14 protein-coding genes are annotated in these 16357 nt (G+C 37.6%); 4 read left to right on the top strand and 10 right to left on the bottom strand.

All coding sequences use genetic code 11. The annotated features are described in order from the left end of the window. Positions 1 to 4: 4 nt before the first annotated feature. Positions 5 to 379 (bottom strand): 30S ribosomal protein S12, encoded by a 375-nt coding sequence (rpsL, locus tag AC2S94_RS07355; RefSeq protein WP_010230128.1) that lies wholly within the window; start codon positions 377 to 379, stop codon positions 5 to 7. Positions 380 to 712: 333 nt separating this feature from the next. Between rpsL and AC2S94_RS07350 the strand changes: the two genes are divergently transcribed. The 3 genes from AC2S94_RS07350 to rlmB all read left to right on the top strand — a co-directional run bounded on the left by AC2S94_RS07350 (position 713) and on the right by rlmB (position 6222). Next, a complete protein-coding gene (locus AC2S94_RS07350; RefSeq protein WP_484630815.1) occupies positions 713 to 3934 on the top strand; it encodes a SusC/RagA family TonB-linked outer membrane protein in 3222 nt (1073 codons plus the stop codon). A 14-nt stretch (positions 3935 to 3948) separates the two neighbouring features. Continuing rightward, on the top strand, positions 3949 to 5385 hold the full coding sequence (locus AC2S94_RS07345; RefSeq protein WP_484630814.1) for a SusD/RagB family nutrient-binding outer membrane lipoprotein: 1437 nt from the start codon (positions 3949 to 3951) through the stop codon (positions 5383 to 5385). 102 nt (positions 5386 to 5487) lie between these two features. Then, positions 5488 to 6222: a 23S rRNA (guanosine(2251)-2'-O)-methyltransferase RlmB gene (gene rlmB, locus AC2S94_RS07340; RefSeq protein ID WP_484630813.1), complete on the top strand. Its 735-nt coding sequence runs from the start codon at positions 5488 to 5490 to the stop codon at positions 6220 to 6222. On the opposite strand, the gene AC2S94_RS07335 is transcribed toward rlmB, so the two are convergent. Continuing rightward, positions 6219 to 6953: a rhomboid family intramembrane serine protease gene (locus AC2S94_RS07335; RefSeq protein ID WP_484630812.1), complete on the bottom strand. Its 735-nt coding sequence runs from the start codon at positions 6951 to 6953 to the stop codon at positions 6219 to 6221. The two genes, rlmB and AC2S94_RS07335, sit on opposite strands and share 4 nt — an antisense overlap. Before the next feature lie 78 nt (positions 6954 to 7031). Here AC2S94_RS07335 and AC2S94_RS07330 point away from each other — a divergent pair, with 78 nt between their 5' ends. After that, positions 7032 to 8306 carry a replication-associated recombination protein A gene (locus tag AC2S94_RS07330; RefSeq protein ID WP_484630811.1) on the top strand — a complete coding sequence of 425 codons (1275 nt, stop codon included), beginning with the start codon at positions 7032 to 7034 and terminating at the stop codon, positions 8304 to 8306. Here the strand turns inward: AC2S94_RS07330 and AC2S94_RS07325 are convergent. From AC2S94_RS07325 to AC2S94_RS07290, 8 genes are read right to left on the bottom strand one after another with little or no spacing between them, the layout of a single operon-like run. Beyond that, entirely contained in the window at positions 8303 to 9217 is a 915-nt protein-coding gene (locus tag AC2S94_RS07325; protein WP_484630810.1) for a hypothetical protein, read from the bottom strand. The two genes, AC2S94_RS07330 and AC2S94_RS07325, sit on opposite strands and share 4 nt — an antisense overlap. Beyond that, positions 9214 to 10623, bottom strand: a complete 1410-nt coding sequence (locus AC2S94_RS07320) for a DUF5723 family protein (protein WP_484630809.1) — start codon at positions 10621 to 10623, stop codon at positions 9214 to 9216. The genes AC2S94_RS07325 and AC2S94_RS07320 overlap by 4 nt, the downstream gene beginning before the upstream one ends. A 1-nt stretch (position 10624) precedes the next feature. Then, complete coding sequence (locus tag AC2S94_RS07315; protein ID WP_484630808.1) at positions 10625 to 11176, bottom strand: hypothetical protein; 552 nt, start codon at positions 11174 to 11176, stop codon at positions 10625 to 10627. A 42-nt stretch (positions 11177 to 11218) separates the two neighbouring features. Next, positions 11219 to 11908, bottom strand: a complete 690-nt coding sequence (locus tag AC2S94_RS07310) for a YjjG family noncanonical pyrimidine nucleotidase (protein WP_484630807.1) — start codon at positions 11906 to 11908, stop codon at positions 11219 to 11221. Then, complete coding sequence (locus AC2S94_RS07305) at positions 11895 to 13184, bottom strand: polysaccharide deacetylase family protein (RefSeq protein WP_484630806.1); 1290 nt, start codon at positions 13182 to 13184, stop codon at positions 11895 to 11897. The genes AC2S94_RS07310 and AC2S94_RS07305 overlap by 14 nt, the downstream gene beginning before the upstream one ends. An 11-nt stretch (positions 13185 to 13195) precedes the next feature. Next, complete coding sequence (gene radC / locus AC2S94_RS07300; protein ID WP_484630805.1) at positions 13196 to 13894, bottom strand: RadC family protein; 699 nt, start codon at positions 13892 to 13894, stop codon at positions 13196 to 13198. A 59-nt stretch (positions 13895 to 13953) separates the two neighbouring features. Further along, on the bottom strand, positions 13954 to 15306 hold the full coding sequence (locus AC2S94_RS07295) for a UDP-N-acetylmuramate--L-alanine ligase (protein WP_484630804.1): 1353 nt from the start codon (positions 15304 to 15306) through the stop codon (positions 13954 to 13956). 48 nt (positions 15307 to 15354) lie between these two features. Beyond that, a complete protein-coding gene (locus AC2S94_RS07290; RefSeq protein ID WP_484630803.1) occupies positions 15355 to 16233 on the bottom strand; it encodes a tetratricopeptide repeat protein in 879 nt (292 codons plus the stop codon). Between the last annotated feature and the right edge of the window lie 124 nt (positions 16234 to 16357).

Below are 16357 nucleotides of genomic sequence, written 5' to 3'. Positions count from 1 at the left end.
TTAATTACTTCTTAGGGCGTTTAGCTCCGTATTTAGATCTACGCTGAGTTCTACCTTCAACACCGGCAGTATCTAGCGCTCCACGAACAATGTGGTATCTAACACCAGGCAAATCCTTTACCCTTCCACCTCTAACCAATACTATCGAGTGCTCTTGTAGATTGTGTCCTTCTCCCGGAATGTAGGCATTCACCTCTTTTCCGTTAGTCAACCTTACCCTTGCTACTTTTCTCATAGCAGAGTTTGGTTTCTTAGGAGTTGTTGTGTACACACGTGTACAAACACCTCTCCTTTGAGGGCACGAATCCAAAGCAGCCGATTTACTCTTCTTGGTTATTTTGGCTCTTCCTTTTCGTACTAATTGTGAAATTGTTGGCATAATTTCCTATACACTAATTATTAATAAAATTTACTCCCCTGTTTTTAAGGGTCTGCAAAGGTAGAAATAAAAAAATATAATTCAAATATTATCTCATTTATTTAATTTCGAATAGGTTAAATAATTAAAAAACTCTTCATTTCTTTATTAACAAAATAATTAGGGCATTAAATTCATGATTTAAAAGCCCATTATATATATAAGGTATAGGTTTTAGAAAGGATGGCAGATTAAAAAAAGATTAAGTTATTTCGCATATTTTAAAAATAAAAGCTTGCTTAATTAACCATTTATTAGCACATTTGGCACTGGCTAATTCAAACAAATTTAAAAATGAAAGCAAAATTTAGTAGTATTTTAACGCTATTACTGGCGTTTGTTGTGCAAATAACCTTTGCGCAAGAACAAACGGTATCCGGTACGGTGACAGACTCTGACGGTCTTCCGCTACCCGGTGTAAACATCGTTGTAAAAGGTACATCCACTGGTGTACAAACTGATTTTGATGGTAATTATTCCATCGATGCTGCAGAAGGAGATGTTTTAGTTTTCTCTTTCGTAGGTCTTTCCACTACAGAAATTACAGTTGGAAGCAGTAATACAGTAGATGTAGTTATGGAAGCTGACGCTGCAACTCTTGACGAAGTTGTAGTAACCGCTCTTGGTATTTCTCGTGAGAAGAAATCCCTTGGTTACGCAACTCAGGAAGTAGCTGGAGACGAAGTAAACACGGCAAAAGAAGGAAACTTTGTTAACTCTCTTTCAGGTAAGATCTCTGGTCTTGACGTAAAGAAGAGTTCTTCAATTGGTGGTTCTTCTAACGTGGTTATTCGTGGTTACTCTTCTATTACTGGAAACAACCAGGCATTATTCGTTATTGATGGTGTGCCGGTAAACAACAACACTTTTAATACTGGTACGCAATCTGGTGGAGGTGGTGGTTATGACTACGGTAACGCCGCGTCAGACATTAACCCAGATGACATTAAAAGTGTAAACGTACTTAAAGGTGCAGCAGCAACCGCTCTTTACGGTTCTCGTGCAGCAAACGGTGCGGTGATCATTACAACTAAGGATGGTTCTAAAACTAAAGGTATTGGTGTAACAGTTAATACAACTGTAACTGTAGGTAACTACGATCCAGATACTTTCGCTAAGTACCAGAAAGAATATGGTCAGGGTTACGGTCCTTATTATGGATCTGGTCCTGGTGGAGGTTTCCTTTCAGGAGACATCAACGGAGATGGTGATGCAGATTTAGTAGTACCAACTACTGAAGATGCTTCATACGGTAGTGCATTCGATCCTAACTTATTAGTTTACGGATGGGAATCTTTCTACCCAGAATTAGATTCTTACCAACAGTCTCAGCCTTACGTTGCTGGAGCTAACGATCCATCTTACATTTTCCAAACGTCTTACACAGACATTGAAAACGTAGCTTTATCTGTAGGAGGCGAAAGCGGGTCTACAAGATTGAGTTATACAAGATTCAACCAGACTGGTATCATGCCAAATTCTGAAATCAACAGAAACACTCTTGATTTCTCTGGGACTTTAAACCTTTCAGATAAATTAACTGCAACCGCAAAAGCTATCTACACTAAGACTGATGGTCTTGGACGTTACGGTACTGGTTATGATGCTGAAAACTTAATGACAAACTTCCGTCAGTGGTGGGCTGTCAACACAGACCTTGCTGCTCAAAGAAGAGCTTACGAGCAAACAGGAAGAAACATTACTTGGAACCCATTTGGACCAAACGATACAAATCCTATTTACTGGGATAACCCATACTACACTCGTTATGAAAACTACAATAACGATACTAGAAATAGATTATTTGGTTATGCTACTTTAGGATATGAGTTTACTGAGTGGTTTGATGTTCAGGGACGTGTATCTGTAGATACTTACGATCAAATTCGTGAAGAAAGAAACAACGTAGGTAGTGTTGATCTTTCCAGATATTACAGAAACAACATAAACTTTACTGAATTCAACTACGATTTATTCTTAAACTTCGATGAGGACTTTGGTGACTTTGGAGTAAACAGTACTTTAGGTGCTAACTACCGTCAAACTAAATTGAATACAATCTCTGCCTCTACGAATGGTGGAATTGTACTTGAAGGTCTTTACACTTTAAGCAACTCTGTATCTCCAATCCAGTTCCCAAATGAAACTGAGCAAGATATTAGAGTTTTAGGTCTATTCGGAACTGCAAGTATCGATTATAATGACACATTCTACCTTGAAGGATCTTTGAGAAGAGATACATTCTCTACTCTACCTGACGGTGATAACTCATTCAACTACCCAGCGATCTCTACTAGTATTATCTTCTCTAACTTATTTGATAGTGAAGCTCTAACTTACGGTAAACTTCGTGCTGGTTACGGTGAAGTAGGTAACGGTGCAATTGCATACCAATTACAGAATACTTTTAACGCAGTTACAGGTTTTGGTGGTACTGCATTGTACTCTAATCCTGCAAGTTCTAAGAACCCTAACTTAACTGAAGAACGTACAAACGAATTAGAGATTGGTCTTGAGACTAGCTGGTTCAGTGGTCGTTTTGGATTTGACGCTTCTATCTATAAGAAAGAAACTGAAAACCAAATCATCCCTGTATCTATTTCTCCTGCAGCAGGATTTACAAGTAGTGTTGTAAACTCAGGTGTTGTTGAGCAAAAAGGTCTTGAATTGAATGTATTCGGTTCTCCAGTTAAAACTGAGAACTTCGAATGGAGAATCAATGGTAACTTCGCAACTTACGAAAGTGAAGTAACTAAATTATACCAGGATTCTCAGAACCTTCTTGTAAACTCTTTCTTTGGAGTTACATTGAATGCTGCCCTTGGTGAGCCTTATGGTGTTATCAAAGGTACAGATTACCAGTATGTAAATGGTGAAAGACTAGTTCGTGAAGATGGTCTTTATGCTAAAACTGCAAACAGAGATAACATTATTGGAGATATCAACCCAGATTTCAAAGCTGGTATCCAGAACGTTTTATCTTATAAAAATTGGGATTTTAGTTTCTTAATTGACATCCAGGAAGGTGGAAGCATCTTCACAGGTGACCTTTACTTTGGTATGGCAACAGGACTTTACCCAGAAACTGCAGGGCTTAACGATCTAGGAAATCCTAGAAGAAATCCTGTAACTGATGGTCCTGATAGTGGTGGTATCATTCTTGATGGTGTACAGGCAGATGGTTCTGTAAACGATGTAAGAGCTGATATGTCTACATACCTTAACCCACTTGGTAGATACGGTAACGCGCCAGATGCTCAGTTCGTATACGATGCATCTTACGTGAAACTAAGAGAGGCAACTCTATCTTACTCTTTACCATCTAAAACTTTAGACAACCTACCTTTCACAGGAGTTAAATTCACTGCAACTGGAAGAAACCTTTGGATAATCGACAAAGATCTACCTTACGCTGATCCAGAAGACTCTTTTGGAGCTGGTAACGTACAAGGTTTCCAGATTGGTGCATATCCTGCAGTTAGAGAGTATGGATTAAACGTTCAATTACAATTCTAAAACAAAACAGAATAATGAAAAAGTTATTAATTTTTAGCCTGTTTATCGGATTCGCTGTTACAAGCTGTACAGACGATATTACCGATTATAACCAGGATCCAAAAAGTCCGACAGAAGTGCCGGCAGCCACAACTTTCTCAAATGCTGAGAAAAACCTTGGCGATTTAATGTCAGAAATGTCCACTGGTAGAAACCTACTTAAGATCTGGACACAACACTGGACAGAAACTACTTATAATGATGAAGCAAACTACCAGATCGTTGGTCGTGACCCTTCTGATGGTTTCTGGGTACGTATTTACACGAACATCCTACAGGATCTTCAATCTTCTCGTGAAGCAATCGCGGCAGATGAATTCCTTACAGATGAAGTTAAAGCTAACCAGTTAGCGATTATAGATGTAATCGAAGTATATTCTTACCAAACTTTGGTAGACCTTAACGGAGATGTACCTTATACTGAAGCTAACATGGTAAATGAAACATTCGCTCCTGCTTATGACGATGCATTCACTATTTACCAGGATCTTATTTCAAGAGTAACTGAAGATATCGCTACGTTATCTAACGGTGGTGATTCTTGGGGATCAGCAGACATCTACTACGGTGGAGATACTGCTAAATGGGCAAAGTTTGCAGCATCACTTAAACTACGTTTAGGTATGCGTCTTGCAGATTTTGACGAGTCTCTTGCTGCAAGTACTGTTAGCGAAGCTTTCAATGCAGGTGTAATGACATCTTCAGATGATAGCGCTATCATTATGTATGAAAGTTCTGCTCCTAACACTAACCCGATTTATGATCTTTTTGTTCTTCAAAATAGATTCGGTGATTACGTGGCTGGAGAAACTTCAGTAGATTACCTTAAGTCTGTAAACGATCCTCGTATTGATGATTTCTTTACAACAACTGCTGATGGTGAGTATGTAGGTGGACCAATTGGAGACAACAACTCTTATGCAAACTACTCTCACATCTCTGAAGATATTGTATTCGAACCAGCTTACGAAGGTGCTATTTTCCAATATTTTGAAGTTGAATTTTTCTTAGCTGAAGCTATTGAAAGAGGATTTATCTCTGGTGATCCTCAAGAGCATTACGAAGCTGCGGTAACTGCAAACATTCTTTACTATAACGGTACTGAAGATGAAGCTGATACTTACCTTTCTCAGGACGGTGTAGCTTACGATTCAGCTAACTGGGAAGAATTGATCGGAACTCAAAAGTGGATCGCTCTTTTCAACCGTGGATTCGAAGGATGGACTGAGTGGAGAAGATTAGATTACCCAGATTTCCTTGTGAACTCTGCACTTTCTGATCAACCAGTTCCACTTAGAATTTTCTATCCATTGGATGAAATCGCGTTGAACGAAACAAACTATAGAGCAGCTGTACAGAACATTGGTGGTACTGATGATCTTTACACTCCTATATTCTGGGATGTTGAGTAATCTCAATAGATCAGTTTAAATATTGAAACCACCCTTTTAAGGGTGGTTTTTTTATTCCTGAAAATTAAACTTCAGAAATATTTTAAATACTAACTTTGCAGCATGAAAGAAACAACCAGAATTTTCGGAATCAGAACCGTTATAGAAGCTATTGAAAGCGGCAAGGATATAGAGAAGGTTTTTATTCAGAAAGGTCTTTCAGGACCCTTATTCCAGGAATTAAACAGGCATCTGAAACAGGAAAATATCAACATTTCCTATGTTCCGGTTGAAAAGCTGAACAAACTCAGTAAAGGCAATCACCAGGGTGTGGTTGCAAACATTTCCCCAGTAAGTTTCGTAAGCCTGGAAAAGCTGGCAGAAGATTCTCAGAAGTCTAACGCTACTCCTCTATTTATTCTACTAGATGGTTTAACCGATGTACGTAACTTTGGTGCGATCATCAGAACAGCTGAATGTTGTGGTGTCACAGGAATCATTATTCAGGAAAAAGGTTCTGCGCCGATCAATGCAGACACAGTAAAAACTTCTGCCGGAGCAGTGTTTAATATTCCAATCTGCAAAGTGAATCATATTAAAGATGCAATTTTCCACCTTCAAACCTACGATATCAAAATCGTGGCGGCGACAGAAAAGACAGATGATGTAATTTACGACCTAAACCTTAATCAGCCTGTCGCTATAGTAATGGGTGATGAGGCAAAGGGAGTTTCTAATTCAATATTGAAGTCTGTAGATTACAAAGCAAAATTACCGATGTTAGGAACTATTGCTTCTCTCAACGTTTCAGTAGCCTGTGGTGCTTTCTTATATGAAGTAGTTAGACAAAGACGCTAATTCTCCTTATCATTTTCTTTATAGATATAATTAAATTCGCTCTCTTCAGGTTCTTCCATTTCGATTGGTAGATTGTCCACGAAGTTTCCATTTTCATCAAAATGCCTCATAAAAAGATCATTTTCTTCGGAATAATCAGGTTCTTCCCACTGGTATTTAGGTGGTTCAGGAATACTTTTTCTAAAAATCAAGGATAACCCAAAACCACTAAGCAAACCAGAAAGGTGACCTTCCCATGAAATACTCGGATCAATTGGTGTTACATACCATACCAATCCTCCATAAATAAAAACCACGATCAACGATAACGCAACTAACCTGTAATGTTTGGAGAAAACACCCTTAAAAAATAAAAATGAAGCGAGAAGGTAAATGATCCCACTAGCTCCTATATGATTTGCAGGTCGACCAATGAGCCAGGTTAATATTCCGGTGGAAAGCGCTCCTATCAGCAATACTTTCCAACTAATGGGCCGGTAAAAATAAAAAAGCGCAAGAGAAAGGATAAATAAGGGAATGGTATTATTGAAAAGGTGCTTGATATCTGAATGAATGAAAGGTGAAAATATGACTCCGCGAAGACCAATCAATTCCCCTGGCCTTACTCCGTAGGAATTAAAGCTCACCCCAAACCTGATTTCAACCCAGAATACGATCCAGATAAGCAGAACAAATAATAAGGGATAACCGATAGTTCCACTTGTAAAAACAAAAGGAGTAGATGCTTTCAAATTTCATTCAATTTTAATTAATATTACAAAAAACCATCCAAACTAATCCGGATGTAAATCTGTCACATTTATATTGCTATGAATCAACCACTGGCTGAAAGATTACGCCCAAAAACCCTCAATGATTACCTGAGTCAGCAACACCTTATTGGTAAGGATGGCGCATTGAAACAGCAGATCAAACAAGGGATAATTCCATCGATGATTTTCTGGGGACCACCCGGCGTTGGAAAAACCACGCTTGCAAATATTATTGCTTCAGAATCTGGCAGACCGTTCTTTACGCTCAGTGCAATTAGCAGTGGAGTTAAGGATGTTAGAGAGGTTATTGAAAAAGCGAAAAAAAGTGAAGGCCTTTTTACGACAAAAAGTCCTATTCTATTTATTGATGAAATTCATAGATTTAGCAAATCCCAGCAGGACTCTTTACTCGGTGCAGTAGAAAAAGGCTGGGTAACCCTTGTGGGAGCCACTACAGAAAACCCTAGTTTTGAGGTCATTTCAGCATTACTTTCCAGGTGTCAAGTATATATTCTAAAACCGTTCTCAAAGGATGATCTTGTAGCCTTATTGGAAAGAGCTATCAGAGAAGACAAGGTAATTGCAGAGAAAAATGTAAAGCTTACCGAAACAGAAGCACTTCTTCGATTAAGTGGTGGTGATGCTCGTAAATTGCTCAATATTTTTGAACTTCTGGTGACATCTTCAGAAAAGAATGTTGAGATTACCAATGACCTTGTACTTTCCAAGGTTCAGCAAAACACCGTTTTGTACGACAAAACCGGAGAACAACATTACGACATCATTTCGGCTTTTATAAAGTCCATTAGGGGAAGTGATCCAAATGCGGCGGTCTACTGGTTAGCGCGAATGATCGAAGGTGGTGAAGATGTAAAATTTATCGCCAGAAGATTGCTGATCCTGGCCAGCGAAGATATTGGTAACGCAAATCCCACGGCTCTGGTCATCGCAAATAATTCCTTCCAGGCAGTGAACACCATCGGTTATCCAGAGGCGCGCATCATACTAAGCCAGTGTGTAACTTATCTTGCTACTTCACCAAAAAGTAACGCAGCTTATATGGCGATTAACGAAGCGCAAAGACTTGTTAAGAAAACTGGCAATCTTTCAGTACCCTTAGCTATTAGAAATGCTCCTACAAAGCTGATGAAAGATATTGGATACGGGAAGGATTACAAATATGCGCATAATCACGAAGGTAATTTTGTAGCGGCAGAATTTATGCCTGATGAGATCAAGAACACGACCTTATATCAACCCGGAAACAATCAACGTGAAAATGCTCAAAGAGAATTTCTAAGAAAAAGATGGCAGAAAAAATATGGATACTAATCCATAAGTTTATATGTCTGATTTATTTTTTTGTTTTCAGCCCTGCTGAAATATTCAACGATTAGATTTCCGATATTATCAAAATAGGCCACACCCTGATTGGTTAAAGAATTATAGATATAGCTTTCACCGGAATTGGTTGCGATCAATACAGCTATGGGTTCTGCAGAATTTTCCTGAAATAATCCCAACCCCTGTTCTATCGGTTTTAATTGGTAGCTTTTTCCGGCGTATTCATAGATTTCATTTTCATCGGAAGTTTTTTCGTCCAATTCAGTAGTTTCTTCATCCAATTCAGAATTTTCTACAATCCCCACCACCAGAACTTCATTTTCCGGATCTTCCTCTTCAGTATCTGAATCAACTATTTCTTGCTTTACAGACTCTTCAATTTCTTCCTTTGCAATTTTCTCTTCTTTTTTAGCTTTCTCAACCTTAAATGGCTTTGGCTCTTTTTTTACAGTAGCAACCTCGGCATCTGGAGCTTTATAATTATAATCGATTTCTTCAAATGAAGTAAAAGCATCTCTCAAAGCTTCCTGGTAAGCCGATTGGAAATCTTTTTCACGGCTTCTCCCCTCTTTTGAAGAATACACAACCCTATCATTACAATCGATCAATTTAAATGTGAGTTTGGTCACGAAAAGACCTGAATTATTTTCCAGTACGGTTTTCAGCCCAAGGCATCGATCGTTTTGAAGGTCTGCAGGGCGGTCTTCAGTATTCATTAAAGTATTGAAGCCATTCTGCTCAAACAAATACTTAGTTAGCGAATTAAGTCTATATTCATCAACATCTCCAGTAAATTCAAATGTTTCGGGAATAATAATGTATTTATAATTATCCAGTTGTTGTGCCGATGAGATCAGCGTTCCAAAAAAAAGAGCTATAAGTAATAATGATTTTTTCATAAGTCTTTAAATACAAATTGAAGACCAAGCTGCAAAGACGCGCTATTTGCTTTCGCCAGATTGGTATATCCTATAATATCGTTTGCAGCAAGATAAACATTAAAATTTTTAAATCGTGAAGAGACCATCGCGCCAAATTTGGTGATAGAGTACTCATCAGCCGTGTAAGCAAGTCGGAATCTCAGGTTATCATTCACTTTTCTATCCCAATAAGCTGTGACTCCATAAGTCGGACCTTTAGGGCGATTTACTCCGGAGATCAGCATTCCGAATAAATTCATAAATCTGGGCTTTTTACTTATAAGATAATCACAGGGTAGAATAGATTTTCCTGTTCCAAACTGAAAGGAAGCATTAAATTTTAAGGGTCTCCAGGTAGTATAGGCATTAGCCGTGGTCTGTTCATTTAGATCACGATCTATACGCTCTTCAAAAACATCCCAGTACGGGATAGTGCTTTCATTATCTCCCAATTCAGGAAATAATGGCGTTAGTCCATTCGTTTGTGAAGTTCCATAATACGTATAATTTTCCAAATCTTTCTGATGAAACATCAACCCAAGATCCTGAATAGATCCGTTAATTGAAAATTGGTCGGTAACACGGTAATTGAAACCAAGATCTATTCCCAACCCAACATTCTGACCAAAGAAAGATCTGCTCAACAATTCTGCAACCGCTTCATCTACGGTCATCCCTTCTTCATTTTTTAAAGAAGCATAACCGGAAGTATTCACTCTTACGTTCAGCCCTATTACCTCATGGCGATAAAAATTTGGACCATTAGGAGTTTCAATTGTTCTGAAAACACCTTCATTGTCGGTACTTTCAGCGTTGAAAATTCCAGAATATAATTTAAATCGACCTCCTACGGTGAGCTGATTATCTACTTTATAATTAAGACCCGCATGATAAACCGTGAGCATTTCTCCAGTAAAAGTAACATCAGAAAAATCAAAATCCTGATTTATATAATCGGCATTTCCTTCAAACGCAAGAACAGCCGGATCTTTTGGGAAATAAGCAAAAACATCTAATTCCTGGTAAATCCCACCGGAGAAATACATCTTATTACCCATTTTCCAACCCACTGATAAAATTTCGATCTGTTCATTCACCGAAAAATAATCGCCGGCAGTAATGTTATTCATTACATTACGCACTTTATCGTTAACATTAGTATCGGTATCAGAAAGTATATCATAAGCCGTTACACCTGTGGAACCAGCAGAAAGATGAATTTGAGAAAAAAATGGAATTCCTATATGTCTGGTAAAGTCGATCCTCGCTCCCGGATTTTGAAGTAAAGATTGGGGTAAGTCATCTACGTTGTAAAGCAAAGGTTTGTTTTGCCCCATGCCTAGCAGCGCGCTTAAAAGGAATAAGACTGAAACAATCTTTCGCATATTAAAATTCAAACTCGAAAAGGCCTTTAGACTGAAAATCTAATTCTCCTTCCAGTTCTTTTCCTCCTCCAATCATTTCTAGTTCAACAAGCATTTTAATGGATCTCCTAACTTTTTGAATTTCATTTTCAGGAATAATATGTAAAGTATCAACCACTGAAGGTGCCTGCAAAGAACCGGCAGGAATATCATAATTTACATCAAATTGAAGTCTATCATTTTCAGTTAAAAAACGAATCCGACTTTTTATCAAATATGGAAATCTATTTTCGTGTTTGAAGGTGAATTCAGCACGCATCAAACCATCCTGAATATAGGAATCATCAAGAAATTCAAGTCTTACGGTATCTCTAATAACGGGAGTGTAAGCATTGGTTTCAGAATCAAGAAAATCGGTCTGATCAATAGTGTAATATAGAAGATCGGTTTTAAGATCTGGAGTTAACTGGATATCCTGGGATTGCTCAAAATCTACATCTTTAAAGCAGGAAATCAGCATCAAACTAAAGACACCAAGCAGAACCGGTATTTTAATAACTCTGGGATAAGACACGACTAGGCTTTGTTTGCGAACGAAAATACCCAATCTTTATTATTATAAATAATTTAGAAGTTCTTTTAACTTTTGAATTTGAGGATACTGATTTTGAACTGCTTGCCCGTTATAATCAAGATGTATTACTTGCAAACCGAATTCATGCGCTCCAATAATATCAGCTTCAAGATTATCTCCAATCATTACTGAATTTGATTTACTGGCACCACTTTTAGCAATTGCCTTTTCAAAAATTAATGGATGTGGTTTTTTTACACCGGCCTCTTCTGAAGTTGTGATCGTTTCAAAATAATCCAGGATCTCAGAATTTCTCATTTTCCGGTGCTGAACTTCCTCAAAACCGTTTGTAATTATATGAAGTTTATAATCTGCCTTCAGTTTTTCCAGAATTTCAATACTTCCCTCCAGCAAATGATTATTATTCGGAAGGTATTCGATATAGTCGTCTGCAATCAGATTTATAGTGGTATCCTGTGCTTCGAATTTCAAACTATCAAAACTATCTTTTAATCTTCCGTACCGTAAAGCTTCTTTCGTAACCGAGTCATTCCGATAAAGTTCCCAGTATTTAAAATTAATGGGGATGTATACTTCCAGAAAGCTATCTATATCCAGCTCAATTTTCTGTTTATTGAAAATCTCTTTGAAAGCAAGCGCAGAATTTTTATCGAAATCCCAGAGAGTATGATCAAGATCAAAAAAAACATGTTCTATGTTAGTCAATTTCATGGATCTGCATTAAAAGTGAGTAATATAATTTATTATCCGCGTAATATGAAAAATTATGATTGCTGAAAACTGCCCGAAAAATTCCTCCAACCTCCTTCACTTCGAGTAACATCCTGGATATATCTTCTTTCATTTTTGATTTAGACATTTCTTCCGCCACATTAGAGTGGAAAGCATAAGGATGAACTTTCAAAGGAGTTGTGATCTCCATATTTATATCATAAAATAGATAAGGCGTGCAGGTTCCCGCTCGAAAACCGGGATTATCTGGATAACCCATGGAATGGTCATTATTGATCTCTAATTCAGTTAGGTTATTATATTGATCTGGTAGTCTCAGGTTATATTGAGAATTCATCGCATGCTCCACGGGACTGTGAATTATTTCTTCCAGCCTCAATTTTTCCTTGCGCAAACTTCTCACTTCCTCCATGGCATAGTAGCCCATCAAAAGCCCCACTTTCGCATAATCTGCCACAGATTTGATCACCGCCCTATGCGGAATTCTATTATGACTGATATTACGATCATGAATGGAAAAATCGCTTAGCTGAAACATAAATAGCATAAAAATCTTATGCTCTTTTATTAGGCTGATCAGATCTTCAAAAATATCATTTGGATCTTTCTTGATCCTGATCCAAACCTGCAATCTATCAACTACTTTTCCGAAATTCAGTTTGAAAAGATCAAACCACAAACCGATAAAACTTCTCAAAAAACCTTTGTTCTTGAAGATAAAGGTGTGATTGGACTCAATGATAGTCCCGACTTTATATTTCCGTTCTGAAAATTCAAGATTGGGAAATCTTTCGATCAAAATATCTCTAAATTTTAACGCCCAAATATCAACCACCGGTTTGTGCAGAAAACTCTCCTGATAGGCCAAACTTTCTGTCGCTGGAAATCTGCCATCTTCATCTTTTACATGAGGCAGGTACTCTTCATAACGGCTCAGCAAATAGAAAGAAGCTGCGAAAATATCAAATGGAAGGTCACTCGCTTCTGGCAAAGGAAAAAAGCAAACCGTATCATCCCAGGGTTGAACCTTAATTTCAAGTTCAGAAAAGCCCTGTTCCATAAGCAGCTCCACCTTCTGTATAAAAAATTCATTTCCTAATGACTGCTTCCCATAAGATAGTTTAGCGCCATCATGAGCAATAAATTCTTCAATCTTAGAAGTAAATTTAATCGGAATACCCAGAATGTGTGTACAAATATGCTTGAAAACATAGATGATTCTAGGTGTGACTTTTTGAGTGTAGATCAATAACATTAATAGCTGTCTTAGAGCATACCTTCATCGGCAAAGCTAAGGTATGATTTTTCGGTAACAATAATATGATCCAGCACTTTGATGTCAAGACTTTCGGCCGCTGTTTTCAATTTATTAGTCAATTGTTTATCAGCTTCACTCGCTTTCAGATTTCCAGAAGGATGATTATGTACAAGAATTATCGAAACCGCCCCTACTTCAAGAGCTTTTCTTAGCGTTATGCGAACATCTACCAAGGTTCCCGTGATACCGCCTTTACTGATCTGAAATTTTTCGATGACCTTATTACTATTATTTAGATATAAGATCCAGAATTCCTCATGGGGTAGCTCCCCAATTATTGGTTGCATTATTTCATAAACTGATTGACTGGAATTGATTTTAGAAAGCTCCAGGGCTTCTTCCAGTCTCCTCCGTCTACCAAGTTCAAGGGCAGCGACGATGGAAACTGCCTTAGCAGGACCTATACCTTTGAATTTACATAATTGACTAATAGAAAGCTTTCCAAGTTCAGAAAGATTGTTTTTCGAAGTAGATAAAATACGTTTTGATAGTTCTACCGCAGATTCATTCCGGCTACCAGAACCAATTAGAATAGCTATCAGCTCTGAATCAGACAAGCTAAGTTTACCTTTTTGAAGTAATTTCTCGCGAGGCCTATCATCTTCTGCCCAGCTTTTTATTCCGAAATTGGTTTTCTCATCGTTCATCTTAAGTTAAAGATAAACAATGAATTAAGATATTAGAAAATATTTTCTTCGCTGAAAATTCAGATCATTGCTTTTAATTCTTCCATATCCAAACCGCCGTAATTTCCGCTACTCATCATTAGCAAAACGGAATTATCTAAATTGGTATTTTTCAATTCTGATTTAAAGGTATTCGGATTTGTGAAAATTTTCAACCCATTCTTCTGAAAAGCATTCCTTATCTGGTCCTCACTAACTTTCTGAAGTTTTTTTATAGCTACTGCATCTGGAGAATAGAAAACGAGCGCCTCATCTGCTTTATCTAGACTGTTCTTATATTCCTCAAGAAACTCAGCATTTAAACTGCTATACGTATGCAACTCAAGGCAAGCGATCACTTTTTTATCTGGAAATTGCTCTTTGACCGCTGCGGTCGTCGCCAAAACTTTAGAAGGACTATGTGCAAAATCCTTAAATATTAAAGAATTATCAGATTCTGCTATTTTTTCCAGTCGCTTGGAAGCTCCTTTAAAAGTGGCGATAGCTTCGTAAAAATCGTCTTCATCCACTCCCATATGCTGACAAATCCACTTAGCACCGGCAAGATTGTTCAAATTATGTCTTCCAAAGATCTCTAGAGGCAATTCTCCTTCAGGCACATCCAGAATAGTATGATCGCCTTCAGTATGGTATTCCGGAGTTGCATAAGGATGTTTTCTAATAGGATTTTCAGTTTCTTCAGCCAGCCTTTTGACTTCCTGATCTTCCTCATTATACACCAAAATCCCTCCATTCACTATGGAGGCAATAAAAATCCTGAATTGCTCTACATAATTATCATAGGTTGGAAATACATTAATGTGATCCCATGCGATTCCGCTTAATAAAGCGATATTGGGTTGGTATAAATGAAATTTTGGTCTCCTGTCTAAGGCTGAAGAAAGATATTCATCACCTTCAATTACTATAAAATCATTCTCTTCCGTTAAATGAACCGGATTACCCAAACCTTCCAATGCTGCACCTACCATATAATCAACCTCCTTATCATGATAATTCATAACATGAAGGATCATGGAAGTAATGCTGGTCTTTCCATGAGAACCACCAATCACCACGCGGGTTTTATTTTTTGCCTGCTCATATAAAAACTCCGGATATGAATAGATCTTCAAGCCCAATTCACGGGCTTTGATCAATTCTGGATTATCGTCTTTTGCATGCATTCCCAGAATTACGGCATCAAGGTCTTCAGAAATATTGGATTCAGACCAGCCAATATTTTCCGGATAAATTCCATGCTCTTTTAAACGTGATTTTGAGGGTTCAAAAATAGCATCGTCACTTCCTGAAATTTCGTAAGATTTCTGTTTAAGAGCAATAGCAAGGCTATGCATGGCACTTCCGCCGATGGCGATAAAATGAATTTTCATAGAATGATTTTGGACAAATATAAGAGTTTGGAGAAGGATTTAAAGCTCCTAAAGTCTTTGAATTTTCTGCTTCTCGATTAGGGCTTTATCAAAATCCGGATCGATCTTCAAGGACTTTTCAATATGACTTAAAGCTTTCTTTTGATTATTCTGTAGTCTTTCAATTTGAGCCAGGCGCAAATAAGCCCATGCAGGTGTTTTTATATCCTTATATCCATATCCTGAAATATAATCTTCCAGAAACTTTTTACCAGCTTCCAGCTGAATTTCATAGATCGCGGCAGCTTCCCCTAATTCGTAATTAAGATAATTCCTGGAAATAAGATCTGGATACCTGATGGCTGCACGTAAAGCATCATTGTATTTATTTTTTGCAAGATCATTATACTCCTGGATTTTGTAGATGTAAGCGTCAGCTAAAAAGGCATCGACCTCATTTAATCTATCAAGGTCTGAAGCATAGCTCTCTGCAATAGTTTTACTCCCACCAACCACACTTGGAATTTGCATGTATAATTCTACCAAAGCTCTCCTCGCTTCTTTATGGTTCGGGTCTAACTCGGCAGCCTTTCGCAAATATTCTTTGATATCCCCGATCATTAAAGCTGCCTGAAATTTAGAACCATAATAAGCTTTCATACCCATTGCACCGCCAAGTTTGAAGTTGTACATAGCATTTTTGGAATCCAACTCGATCAATTCCTCATAGTAATCTATTGCTTCATCCCAGTCCTTTTCAAAACTGGCTATATCCCCGAGATATTCAATTGCAATTGGATTATCCTCAAATTCAACAAAAATTTCACGTGCCTTCACAACTTCCCCATTATTGAGCAAATTTTCAGCATGTTTGAAATCATTCTGTGCTACAGATTGGATGCCAAAAAGGTAAAAAAGTCCGATGATGTACCTAAAATTTGTTAACATAAATAAAATTTTTATAAATTTAGTGCGCCCAAAGAGTTGTGTTTCAACAAAGTTAAGGCTTCTTAACCCGTTATGTTAAGATGTTTCTTAAATTAACTCGGCATATTAAAAATTATTTTAATAT

It is taken from the genome of Christiangramia pacifica (assembly GCF_057221535.1).
Note: the sequence above shows the minus strand (reverse complement) of the source record. Positions and strands in the feature narration are given on the sequence as shown.

Excerpts from the sequence above, each read along its gene's own strand:
- AC2S94_RS07320 (WP_484630809.1), bottom strand. The coding sequence starts at position 10,623 with ATGCGAAAGATTGTTTCAGTCTTATTCCTTTTAAGCGCGCTGCTAGGC.
- AC2S94_RS07305 (WP_484630806.1), bottom strand. The coding sequence starts at position 13,184 with ATGTTATTGATCTACACTCAAAAAGTCACACCTAGAATCATCTATGTT.
- AC2S94_RS07330 (WP_484630811.1), top strand. The coding sequence starts at position 7,032 with ATGAATCAACCACTGGCTGAAAGATTACGCCCAAAAACCCTCAATGAT.
- AC2S94_RS07325 (WP_484630810.1), bottom strand. The coding sequence starts at position 9,217 with ATGAAAAAATCATTATTACTTATAGCTCTTTTTTTTGGAACGCTGATC.
- AC2S94_RS07290 (WP_484630803.1), bottom strand. The coding sequence starts at position 16,233 with ATGTTAACAAATTTTAGGTACATCATCGGACTTTTTTACCTTTTTGGC.
- AC2S94_RS07350 (WP_484630815.1), top strand. The coding sequence starts at position 713 with ATGAAAGCAAAATTTAGTAGTATTTTAACGCTATTACTGGCGTTTGTT.
- rpsL (WP_010230128.1), bottom strand. The coding sequence starts at position 379 with ATGCCAACAATTTCACAATTAGTACGAAAAGGAAGAGCCAAAATAACC.
- AC2S94_RS07345 (WP_484630814.1), top strand. The coding sequence starts at position 3,949 with ATGAAAAAGTTATTAATTTTTAGCCTGTTTATCGGATTCGCTGTTACA.
- AC2S94_RS07295 (WP_484630804.1), bottom strand. The coding sequence starts at position 15,306 with ATGAAAATTCATTTTATCGCCATCGGCGGAAGTGCCATGCATAGCCTT.
- radC (WP_484630805.1), bottom strand. The coding sequence starts at position 13,894 with ATGAACGATGAGAAAACCAATTTCGGAATAAAAAGCTGGGCAGAAGAT.
- rlmB (WP_484630813.1), top strand. The coding sequence starts at position 5,488 with ATGAAAGAAACAACCAGAATTTTCGGAATCAGAACCGTTATAGAAGCT.
- AC2S94_RS07310 (WP_484630807.1), bottom strand. The coding sequence starts at position 11,908 with ATGAAATTGACTAACATAGAACATGTTTTTTTTGATCTTGATCATACT.